The 11,796-nt window shown below is 47.6% G+C and carries 9 protein-coding genes; 2 read left to right on the forward strand and 7 right to left on the reverse strand.

Annotation, left to right across the window (positions count from 1 at the left end):
* From PN462_RS20300 to PN462_RS20325, 6 genes are all read right to left on the reverse strand, one after another.
* The coding region (locus PN462_RS20300; protein ID WP_272130660.1) for an Hpt domain-containing protein at positions 1-2,045 on the reverse strand (2,045 nt) is incomplete at its 3' end.
* Between the two features lie 420 nt (positions 2,046-2,465).
* Entirely contained in the window at positions 2,466-3,206 is a 741-nt protein-coding gene (gene ftsE / locus PN462_RS20305) for a cell division ATP-binding protein FtsE (protein ID WP_272130661.1), read from the reverse strand.
* A gap of 11 nt (positions 3,207-3,217) precedes the next feature.
* Complete coding sequence (locus PN462_RS20310; RefSeq protein WP_272130662.1) at positions 3,218-3,946, reverse strand: WecB/TagA/CpsF family glycosyltransferase; 729 nt, start codon at positions 3,944-3,946, stop codon at positions 3,218-3,220.
* A 135-nt stretch (positions 3,947-4,081) separates the two neighbouring features.
* Positions 4,082-5,521 (reverse strand): glycosyltransferase family 2 protein, encoded by a 1,440-nt coding sequence (locus PN462_RS20315; RefSeq protein ID WP_272130663.1) that lies wholly within the window; start codon positions 5,519-5,521, stop codon positions 4,082-4,084.
* 52 nt (positions 5,522-5,573) lie between these two features.
* Entirely contained in the window at positions 5,574-7,055 is a 1,482-nt protein-coding gene (locus PN462_RS20320; protein WP_272130664.1) for a carotenoid oxygenase family protein, read from the reverse strand.
* 152 nt (positions 7,056-7,207) lie between these two features.
* Positions 7,208-8,521 (reverse strand): folate/biopterin family MFS transporter, encoded by a 1,314-nt coding sequence (locus PN462_RS20325; RefSeq protein WP_272130665.1) that lies wholly within the window; start codon positions 8,519-8,521, stop codon positions 7,208-7,210.
* 192 nt (positions 8,522-8,713) lie between these two features.
* Between PN462_RS20325 and PN462_RS20330 the strand changes: the two genes are divergently transcribed.
* On the forward strand, positions 8,714-10,672 hold the full coding sequence (locus tag PN462_RS20330; RefSeq protein WP_272130666.1) for a CHASE2 domain-containing protein: 1,959 nt from the start codon (positions 8,714-8,716) through the stop codon (positions 10,670-10,672).
* 39 nt (positions 10,673-10,711) lie between these two features.
* Complete coding sequence (locus PN462_RS20335) at positions 10,712-11,431, forward strand: retropepsin-like aspartic protease family protein (RefSeq protein ID WP_272130667.1); 720 nt, start codon at positions 10,712-10,714, stop codon at positions 11,429-11,431.
* Positions 11,432-11,463: 32 nt separating this feature from the next.
* Here PN462_RS20335 and PN462_RS20340 read toward each other — a convergent pair whose 3' ends face one another.
* Positions 11,464-11,664: a Uma2 family endonuclease gene (locus PN462_RS20340; protein ID WP_272130668.1), complete on the reverse strand. Its 201-nt coding sequence runs from the start codon at positions 11,662-11,664 to the stop codon at positions 11,464-11,466.
* Positions 11,665-11,796: the final 132 nt, after the last annotated feature.

The following is an 11,796-nucleotide window of genomic DNA, read 5'->3' on the forward strand; positions in this document are numbered from 1 at the left end:
GGGGTTTCTTCTTGGTCTTCATATTCGCCACTGAGTAACCCTTCTAGGTCTTCATAATCTTCTGATGCTGCGGGGGTTTCTTCTTGGTCTTCATATTCCCCACTGAGTAACCCTTCTAGGTCATCAATATCTTCTGATGCTGCGGGGGTTTCTTCTTGGTCTTCATATTCCCCACTCACAAATTCGTCAAAATCAGCAAAATCACCTAATGCTGCATCGCCTAATTCTGCATTCCCCTCCTCTCCTTGGTCAGAGGATGACGTTTCGGACTCCATGAGACCAATATCCATATTGTTGCCACTCAAGAATTCCTCCATCTCATCACTAGAGAAACTGTCCTCATCTTCTTGATCTTGAGCAAATAAATCATCCCAGTCCTTCTCGGAGGTGGCCTCAGTCCCATTGTTCTCCCCTGAAGACTGAGAGGAGTCTAGACTGAGTAAGTCGCTAAAGTCGTCTTCGTCCTCCCTTGAGGCGAAGTCTTGGTCTTGCCCTGAAGCAGGATAAGAGGAGGCGGCCTTGTCTTCTCCGAGATCAAAGTCCCCAAAGTTTTCATTGAGGAGGGTTTGAGTTTCGGGGTCATCTACGTCGGAAAAGAGATCATCTAGGTCTTGATCAAAATTTGCCTCACTGCTGTGATCCCAGTCGCTGGAGTGGGAGGAGGAGTCCCCTTTTCCTTTGCCGTTCTGGTTTTTGGCTTCACTATCTTCAAAGGAGATGTCTTCAAAGGAGAAATCTTCGCCAAAGAGGTGGTGTAGGGAGTCAAATTCCTGACCGGGTTGAAGGGAGTTGTTTTGGGGGGAGGGGGTCTTGCTTTCTTCTACATTCAATAAGTCCGCATGGGGTTCTAGGTCGCTGCTGGTGTTGGCAAATTCGTTGAGTTGGGGGTCAATGATGCCTAGTTCTTCTTCTGCGATCGCATCTTCTTCTCCAAAGAGGTCTTCTAGTTCGTTGTTGATTTCTGCGCCAATTTCGTCTTCTGCGTCGTCTGTCTCTCCCTCGTCAAAGTCTTTAAACAAGTCATCAAAGTTACTGTCCTCGTCTTCTCTCCCACTGTCTTCCTCCGAGAGAGTATCAGAGAGATCATCAGAGAGATCATCAGAGAGATCAAAGGAGTCCTCATTCCAGTCACTTTCCCAACCGGGGTCCAAGTCGGAGGCCGCATCGGCAAAGAGGTTGGCTAAGTCTTCTCCGTTGTCGGAGTCGCTGCTGTCGCTTTGGGTTGGGGTGGGTGGACCGAGGGCGGTCAGTTGTTCACTGGGTTGAATAGCTGCTTGATTGCCTTTCAGGAGTAACCGACAAGCGTTTTTTAGTTCATCTAAAATTAATTGAATGGTGCTGGAATAGTCATTCTGGGGATAAACAATGGCACTCTGGGCGGTTTCGAGCAAATTAGTCCAACCTGAACAATTCCAGGTTTGGCCTAAGCGGGCTAACTGATGACAGTGACTCTGCACTTGGCCTCGGTGAGGTTGGGTATCTTCGGCGTTTTTCAGTTCTGTTATGGCACTGATCAACGGCCAAACGTTGGCTTGTAGGTCTTCTTTGGTAACTGGGGCTGCTTCTCCCTCCTGGGTTGGGGGGGGATCACTGTCTTGGCTATCTTCTGGACTCTCGCTTTCTCCTGCGGCCAATTCCTGGAGGTGGTTTTCCACTTGCCCAAAGAGGGGTTGTATATCACCCATCACGTTTTCGGCAAATTCTTGGGGCAAGTTGAGGCTTTCTTCTAGCTTGCCGAGGAGGGATTTTAGTCCGGAATACACGCGCTGAAGCAGATTTTCTAGTTGCTGATCAACGGGTAACGTTTCCGCTTTGAGAAATTTAAAGTAATCTTCTAAGCGATGGGCCGTAAAGCGAATACTCTCTATATTCAACATGGCAGCCCCTCCTTTGATGGAGTGAGCCCCCCGATACGCTTCTTGAATGCGATCGGGATCATTTACGGTGTTTTGCAGGTCATTCACACTCGCTTCAATCACGTCGAGGTATTCTTTGGCCTCTAGGATGAAGTAACCTGTAATTTTTTTTAGTTGTTCTGCATTCATGGCCCTTACCCTAACCAGCAAGCGGCGATTCCCCAAACGGGACGCTACGCGAACCCTACAGTGATTCTTGGATTTCTTCTTTCTATTCTGCCCTGCCTGATTCGGTCAGCAGATGTCGGTGAACCCTAGCCAAATCTTAGCGCGAACTCAGCGAACCCGAACCCCCCTTCGATAACTTTATCGGGGGGGCGGCCTGAGGCCATGAGAAACCGGGGTTTTTGAATCTTGCTATTTTTTCTCTATTTTAGCTTTTTTCTGGGCTTTCTGCGCTATCAAAATTTGTTTATTTTATCACAAATAAGGTAACTTTGTAATTAATAAAGATCACATTAAAATTCCTCAAAACCCTGATTTTGTGAGGATTATAGAGTTATTCAGCAAGCCCTAATTATTAATTGCAAATTGCGAATTGTTAATTGTTCACCCCACTCGTTTTAACCAGTATAGTCGGCCTTGACGTAACTGGATAATGGGTTGTTTGGACATATGAGCGAGTTGAGTGTCGTGGGTGGTGACAATGACGGTGGCCCCGTAAGTATTGAGATTGAGTAGCGTTCGCAAAATTTGGCGTGCGTTATCGGAGTCTAAATTTCCTGTGGGTTCATCGGCGAGGAGTAAGGGGGGTGTGCCGACAATAGCGCGAGCGAGACTGACGCGCTGTTGTTCGCCTCCTGATAGTTGGTCGGGGAAATAAGCGGCTTTGTGGGCTAATCCTACCATTTTGAGTGTTGGGAGAACACGACGCTCTATTTCCCGTTTGCGGCGGCCTTGAGCTTGGAGGACAAAGGCAATATTTTCAAAGACGGTACGATTGGAGATTAATTTGTAATCTTGGAAGACTACCCCCACTCGTCGGCGGAATTTGGCCAAGCGATCGCCTTTGAGCTTATCCATATTGTAGCCATTGACATACACTCGGCCCGAGGTGGCTCGTTCTTCGCCATATAACAGTTTGAGCAAGGTAGATTTCCCGGTTCCTGAACTTCCGGTAATAAAGAGAAAATCCCCCCGCTTCAAATGGAGATTAATGTCTTGTAAACAGGGGGTGTTTTCGTCATAGACTTTCGAGACTTTTTGTAAACGGACAATGACTTCTGGAGCAATAGCGGCGTTAGAGGAGTTGGGTAAACGGGAGGTAACATGATTGAGAAAGCTATTCATAGGGGTCTGTCTTAGCCAACCAAAGCTCGCCAGGCAAACTGGGGTAAGACCAGCATCCTACGCCAACGCCAAGGTTCTTGATACAGTCGATAGAGCCATTCTAGATGATAGTTTTGTAACCAGGCAGGGGCGCGAGATTTGACCCCAGCCCAAATATCAAAACTGCCCCCAACACCAATCCAAACGGACTGGGGACAAAGGGAACGGTGTTCGGCAATCCAAAATTCTTGGCGGGGGACTCCTAACCCGACCAAAATCAAAGGGGGTTGGGTATCTTGTAAAAAGGCTTTAAAGTCCCCTTGTTCTTGGTCATCGAGATAGCCGTGATAGGGGGTAATGGTGAGATGGGGATAACGGCTTTGCCAGTGGGCGGCCGCCTTTTCGGTGACACCGGGTTGGCCACCGTAAAAGACCATAGGGAGGGGGTTGGAGTCTTGGGCTACTGTTTCGATGAGTGACCCGGCCAACTCAATGCCTGGACAGCGTTGTTGTTGTTGTTGTTTGCGGAGACGTAGATAGAAAATAACGCCGGCCCCGTCGGGAATGACTAATTCGGCATTTTTGATGACTTGGGTGAGTGGGGGGTTGCGTTCGGCCAACATGGCCATTTCTGAATTGAGTGTAACCACGTGAGTGCCTTGTTTTTGCTCAAGGCGCGATCGCAACCAACTTACATAATCCTCACACAAATGAATGGGCAGTTGTAAAACCACCGATTGAGTAGGAACAGAAACCAGCATATTTGAGCTTGGATCAACCAGCATTTTAGATTCCAGAGAGCTATTCTTTGTTAGCGATTTTGGTCAATCAACGAGAAAAAGGGCAATAGTGTTTAGTGTATCGGAATTCGAGCCACTTCAGAGCGCGAACTCAACTTATAATCCTGTCTTGAGAGCGTCCATAAGGATAATTTTACGAATTTCTGTCTCTCGCTGACGGCGATTATGGCGAAACCAGAGTTTAATCAACAGTCGCCACGCGGATCTGGACCCCAGCAGTGGCCATAAATATTGCCACAAAATGAACCATCGACGCTGGTGGAAAGCAAGACGCACTAAACGAAATTTGAGACAGAGGTGGAATTCTTGCACATCGGTTAAGGAGGAGGGGGCTTTTTTTTGTAGAAAACAGATAATTTTCAGGAGAGTAATGTGATTGGGGTGTAGCAGGATACCGGGGGGACAGCCCATGGGAGGGGAGAATAGGGTGAAGAATAACGGCCAAGCGGTGGGAGAACATAAGGCGAGACTGGCTAATTGGAAGGCTTGGATGGGGCGATGGTTTTGCCATGCCTTGAGGCCCCAGCGCAGGGTGGTATAGTTTTGGATGAGAGAGCCAGTGGCGGTGGTTTGCTCTCGCAAATTATGAACAAGTTGGGGAAAGACCGCCGGGGGGAGGAAGGAATTAACGGTTTGTTCCCGTTGGAAGCGTCGAAAGAGAAGTTGCCATGCTTGCAGGTCTAAGGGGGCTGAGGCGGCTAAACTGAAGGCTTTTCGCCATTGTCTTTGTTTTAAAGCAATCAAACTCCAATGGAGTCTGAGATAGTTTTCAATATGTCTGAGTTGGGGGATTTGGTCTTGATCTTGGGGGTCAACAAATTGATAAATTTTGTGCTTGATGAGGATATGGGTTTTAAGACGGGTGAGGAGGGTGAGTTTTTGATTGTAACTGCCGGACCAGACGGTTCGGTAGGCTAAACAGCGATTAATAAAGAGGGCATCCCCAAATTGGGCAATTTTGAGCCAGGAATCAATATCATCAAAATTGGCATCCAGACTGGAATCCCAACCCCCAGATTTTAAGAAAGCGTCCCGTTGAAAGGCCACTTGGGCCGGTGTGCCGAAGGGGACTTCTTCGAGGAGCATTCCCCGATGGATATCCCCTTGGGGAATGTAACAGACTAACCCCTGACCCATGGTACAGGTTAAATACAGGGGTTTTTCCTGTTCATCCACTTGTAAGGCTTGGGCGGAGCAGATGACCGCTTGGGGACGCAGTTGGATGGCATTTTGCATCATCTCCACGCATTCGGCGGCCAGATAATCATCATCATCGAGGGGTTTTATCCAGTCTCCGGTGGCTAATTCTACCCCCCGATTGACGCTTTGGGAGTGGCCTAAGTTTATTTTATTGCGATGGTAGAGGACGTGGGGATTTTGGGAACACAGGGCGGTCATGTATTCCTGTGTTCCATCCGTTGAACAATCATCCACCACAATCACGTCACAAGGGACGGTTTGACGACAGGCGGAGTAAACCGCCCGTTTTAGCAGGGTCAGACGGTTGTAGGTGGTGATGACAATGCTAAATTTCATACTAATGTCAAACCCTGTGGGGCATCTCACCCCTTGTTGATGGAGGCTTTATTTATAAGGGGAAGCATACAGGAGTCCAACTGCCATGTAATCCATAGGGGATATGATAGCGGAGATGTAAACACGCGATCGCGCCTTGCTCAATCTTCTGAGCATCCAAAATCACTAAATCCGAGCGATGTTGTGCCGCGTCATACACCATCACTAATAACCAACCCTCATCCTCCTCTATGCTACCGGGTTTCGGGACAAAAATTGGCTCTCCCACAAATCCTTTTGGCGCAAAAGAATACAATTGTTGTTTTCGAGTCTCTAAGTCAATCTTAAAAATACTCTGTAAGGGGGCATTGCCTTGCTGATTATGGGCCGCCCCTAAATAGAGATAGCGATGGTTGCGTCCCACTCGGTCTGGATGTAAGGTGGGAAACTCCACACAACGGACAGACAATAACTCTTGGTTAACCTGTTGACTCTGTAAATTCAAGGTAAACCGCCACAACTGACCGGAGTCTAAGGCTTCAAAATTAACTTCGCGGAAATCTTGATTGGGATCCACTTGCTGTAATGTCGGATAAGCAATGGAGTCCATGATAATGGTATCTTGATCCCGTTCAAAGGCATTCCCATGATGGAAAATAAATCCGGCATCGGCCTCTAACACTCGCACCGACTCCCCCGAATTGGGATCACGGGGAATCACGACTACGCGAGTGGACTCTTTGGGGTTGGACCGAATGCACTCCCCGGCCCCTCGCATTCCCAGGGCAAAGGGCAAGGGATTAAAGCTGATCGGGTTTTGAAAGAAAATACAATAATGGGGTGTAATGGCAAAATCGTGGATAAAGGCAAACCCCGGAATGGTTTGGACTTGTTTGCGTTTTAATTTCCCTTGGGGACTGATTTCGTAAATCCTAATTTGCGTGGAGAGACCCACATCAAGGGCAAAATTGACTAGACAGGGGTCTCCCCCGTCCATTTCGCAATGGGGGTCAATCCGAGGATGGGCGGCAAAGGTATCCTTGTCGCCTAAAATGCCGTCTAGGCGGTCTATGCCATAGGTTTTTAAGGTTGTTGGGTCAAGGCGGTAGGGTTGGCCGGCTTCCCAGAGGGCGAGTAATTTATCTCCCCAGTAAATAATGTTGGTGTTGGCAATATTTTTGATTTGAAAGTCGAAGGCGTTGGCCAACCAACCGCCTGGTTTTGCTGTGCCAAATACCCCCCGATAACAGATTTGCCCCATTTGTTGTTCTTTGAGGAAGCCTTCGGTGCGGACGTGGCGGTTACGGAAATGAACTCGACCGCGATCGAAGGTAAAGGCACAAACCATCCCATCGCCATCAAAGGGATGTTGGATGGGTTGGCCGTGAATATCGAGTAATCCGGGGCCATTACGAAAGAGTGTCCCGTTTAAGTCGGTGGGGACTGTTCCTTCAATATTTTCAATCCAATAGGCGGCTTCTTGACGCTGAGATTCATAACCCCGTTGCCAGTCTTTAATGCTATAGGGTTGGGTTGGGTTGGATAGTGTTTGCATTTTAGATAATTGGTGATTAGTGATTAGTGATTGGTTAGGGGAGAAACCGGATTTCTTATCCTCATTTTGTGTAAAATTTTAAATCTTGATACAGAAACCCGGTTTCTAGGTCTTGCACAAACAACCAAGAACAAAGAACAAAGAATAAATAACTAAACATCCTCTTTTTTAGGCAGCCAATGGAGGAAGGGGAGAGGGAGTAAAGTGGAAAGATTGGTGAGAACAACTAATAACCAGAGATTCTCGAAATTATGTTCAGTAATGCCTAGGAGATGGGTGAGTAAGGCCCCTAACTCTTGGGAGAGGAGTCCGGCTAAATTCCAGATCGACATTAACAGGGCAAAGAGTGTGGCCTCAACTCCTGCTGGACATAAACGGGCAGATAACACTAAAACAGGCATAAAGGCGACTTGTCCCATTACTGTGAGAATAAGATTATCGCCGAGACTGAACCAATGGTCATCAATCCCTATAACGCGATTGGCATGGGTGACTAAAATTAACGTTGTCATGCCTAACGCCGCCGCTAACACCGTTGTCCAGCCTAAAATGACCCGAAAGGGGATTTCTCGTAAAAAACGCTGATAAAGCCCAATTCCCACTAAGGAGGCGATACTGGTGACAAGACGTAAACGCCCTAAAAATTCCGGTTCAAACCCTAATTCGTTGGTGGTGAAGTAAAAGAGGGCGGTTTCGCTGTTGGGGGTGGCTTGCCAGAAGAAAATAAAGAGGGTGGGCAACCAGATGGATTTTTGGCGAATGGCCCCCCATAAGTTCTTGAGTTGTCCTTTAATATTACGGAGGGCGGTGTTGTCTTGGGGATTTACCGGGTTTTCGGTGATCAGCCAGGCCACTGCTGTGACGACTAGGGGAAAGGTGGCTGTAATGGAAAAAACGGTTGTCGTGTTAAAGACTGCGAGTAACCACCCACTGAGATAAGCGGTGATAATGCCGCCTAATGCGGATGTTCCCCAGGTGAGAGACTGGAGGGACCCGGCTTCGCTGAGGGATTCGTCCCGGACTCTTTCCACTACGAGGGAGTCGGCAATGACATCACTGATGGCGATGGAGAGGGAAGATATTAAAATAACTAGGGTGGCTGCCCAGGCGGTTTGTACGATGGTGGCTAAAGCAAGCCACGCGATCGCGCCTAAAATCCCCGATACAATCAGATAGGGTCGTCTGCGATATCCCCCGATGGGAAAGCCATCGGATAAAAAACCAAATAGCGGTTTAATCACCCAAGGAAGGGCGGCCACCCCAACTAAGGCACTGGTTTGGGCCGGGGATAAGCCTAAGTCATCTTTGAGGAAGAAACTCACGGCCAGTCGGGAGAGTCCTAAAATTCCTTGGACAAAGTAGATGGTTAAAATGGCGAATAATTCGGGGCTGGGCTGATTGCCCAAAAAAACTTTCTCTGTTACCGAGTCTTTAACTTTTTCCAGTCCGGATGCGGAGACAACCATTAATTTTTATAAAGTTTTGTCACTTTTCCTATCATAACCATTGCTGGGTGGTTCGTTATTTGTTGTTTGTGATCTTTTGTTGATGGGCTGTGGGGTAGGTGTGGGAGGGGAGTGAGTGAAAACGATTCCCAGAGCAGAATTCCGAACCTTCCCGACTGAGACCTCAGCCCCTAAAATTCATTCCTGAAACCCATGGAAACCAAATTGTCACTGCTCTCTCGATTAGCCACACAAATGCAAAGTTCCTGTGCTGATTGGACGGGGGTGAGAGTGATTGCGATCGCAACCCTAGCAGTCGGAGGCAGTTTATTAGGCATTCGTCACTTCGGCGGACTAGAAAGTCGAGAATTAGCCCTCTACGACCAGATGGTACGCTGGCATCATCATGGAGACCCTGATCCCCGTTTCTTAGTAGTAGGGGTGACAGAGGCCGATTTACGAAACCAACAACAATGGCCTTTTTCCGATGCCACTATCGCCCAACTCCTCAAACAATTACAAGCCCATCAACCCACCGCCATCGGCCTCGATGTCTATCGAGATATTCCCGTCCCCCCTGGCCACTCGGCATTAGTCGAACAACTGCAAAAACCCAACGTCATCACCATTCGCAACGTTGACCCCATATTGGGGACTCCGGCCCCTCCCGCGTCTCCCCCCGACCAAGTGGGGTTTAATATGCTACCCATTGATCGGGATAATGTGGTTCGTCGCAATTTACTTATCTCTGAGTCTCCCCAAGGAGAAACCCTGTTCTCGTTTTCCCTCCGTTTAGCGATTTTATATCTAGGCCAACAAGGTATTACCCCCCAGGTGGCCGAAGAATACGCCGCAGAAGGCTATTTACAACTGGGGGAAGCCGTCTTTCTCCCCTTACAACCGGACTCTGGCGGGTATCAAACCTTGGACAAAAAAGGCTATCAAATTCTGCTGAGATATCGCAATTCCCAACAACTTGCCCGAGAAATTTCCCTCACCGAAGCCTTAGCCGGGGAGTTTGAGCCAGAATGGGTGAAAGATAAAATTGTGTTAATCGGCTCACGGGCCCCCAGTTTAGAAGACCGTTTTCTCACCCCCTACAGTCCCACATTAAGCGGAGATGCGAAGATGCCAGGGGTGATTGCTCATGGCCAACTCTTGAGTCAGTTATTGGACGCAGCAACGGGACAACGGCCTCTATTTTGGTTTTGGCCAGCCCATTACGAGATTGCTTGGTTATTGGTTTGGACGCTGTTGGGGGGGATTGTCGGCTGGCAACTCCGCCATCCCATCGCCTTATTTAGTGGGATGGGGTTGGGGTTATTGGTGTTAGGAGGGGTGGGGTATGGGATTTTTACAGCATCGGGGTGGGTTCCCTTGGCTGCACCGGGTTTGGGGTTTTTAATTACTGCTGGTGTGGTGGTGACGTATCAATCCTATGACGATTACCGCCGACAAAAAATTGTCATGAGGTTATTAGGACAAAATACTTCCCCTGAAATTGCCGAGGCGTTATGGCGAGGCCGGGATCATTTGTTAAAAGCGGGCAGACTACCGGGGGTTAAGTTAACGGCCACAATGCTCTTTTTGGATATTAAGGGGTTTAGTACCGTCTCAGAAAAGATGACTCCGGAGCAGTTATTGGATTGGTTAAACGAGATTTTGGGGGAAATTACCACTGAGGTGTTGTCCCGTGAGGGGATTGTGAATAAGTTTACAGGAGATGGGGTGATGGCGGTGTTTGGGGTGCCTTTATCGCGGCTGCACAAGGAGGAGGTGCAGCGAGATGCGGAAAATGCGGTGGTTTGTGCGTTGGCTATTAGCGATCGCTTAGAACAAATTAACCAACGGTGTTTACAACAAGGGTTGCCGACGCTACAAATGCGTATTGGCATCTTTACTGGCCCTGTGGTGGTCGGATCTTTGGGCGGAAAGGATCGGCTAGAATATGGAGTATTAGGGGATAGTGTCAATACAGCCGCCCGTTTAGAGTCCTGTGAAAAGCATCGTCAACCCGTCGATTGTCGTATTCTTATTGCCAAGGAAACATTAATGTATTTATCAGAACGTTTCCTGGTGGAGTCTTGGGGATTAATTGCTTTAAAAGGCAAAGAACATCTGGTGGATGTCTATCGCCTCTTAACCAAGCAGGATAATGTTGATAATTCATAATTCATAATTAATAATTACCCATCACCCATCAGTAAATTAATGAAATTTCGAGTTTTTCTCCTTACCTCTTGTTTATCTTCATTTTCTCTCTTGTTATCCCTGCCTGGGTTAACCCAGAGGAATCCCAATCAATTATTACAACGGGCTATTTGTGAGCAGAATTGGCCGGAAGCTATAAGTGCGATCGAAGATATGAAACGCTTGGCCCCCCAACAGGCCAGTCGTCTCACCGTCTATCAAAGTCGGTTACAAACCCTAGCCAACCGAGGGGTTTATGTAGAAGATTGGAATTGTAGTCAAGGGGGCCTCCCTTCACCCTCCCAAGCAAGCACCACTAGCACCCCATCCGAGAGTGAAAGTCAAGGACAAGTTTACGAAATCCCCATTTTAGCTAGAGCTTCTGGAATTCCCGTTGTCGAAGTCACTTTTAATGATACTGAAACCTATAAAATGCTCTTTGACACTGGAGCATCAAAAACTAAAATTTTGCCTAGTATGGCCCGTCAATTAAATTTACAATCGGAAGGCCAAGGTGTGGTTGCTGTTGCCGATGGGCGTTTTGTCCCGGTAAATTTAAGTCGAGTTAATACTTTAACTGTAGGGGAGTTAACTGCGCAAAATATCGAAGTGATGTACACCGAGGAGTTAGAAGATATCGGTATGGCTGGCATGGGATTGTTAGGACAAAATGTGTTTGGTCAGTTTGATGTAACAATTAAGGAAAATGTTATTAAATTAAGGGAAAGAGTTGAACAATAAACAATTAGTAATTAGCAATTAATCATTGAGTTTTAAGTTAATTTTCCGTTTAAAATAGGATTATCTTGAACAGATTGACTTGACCGTAACTTGATGACAAAATCGGGACATAAGGGTAAAAATTGATTAGGATCGGGGTTGAGTGCGTTGATGCGATCGCGCTTTACCCAAGCCGTATCAGGAGAACCAATTGCCCCATTGGCCAAAAGACTCCCGGTTAAACAAATTGACATCTCCCGCGCTGAAAGACGCGGGATTCTTCTCATCCCAGAATTAGTTTCAAGGAAGGAAGCGTTTTAGAGTTACGACTGCCCACCGCAACTGACTCAATAGCAATCCGTTTGATCAAAACGGCACTATTTTCA

This window comes from Spirulina sp. CS-785/01, assembly GCF_028330525.1.
Taxonomy (GTDB): domain Bacteria; phylum Cyanobacteriota; class Cyanobacteriia; order Cyanobacteriales; family Spirulinaceae; genus JAQMSD01.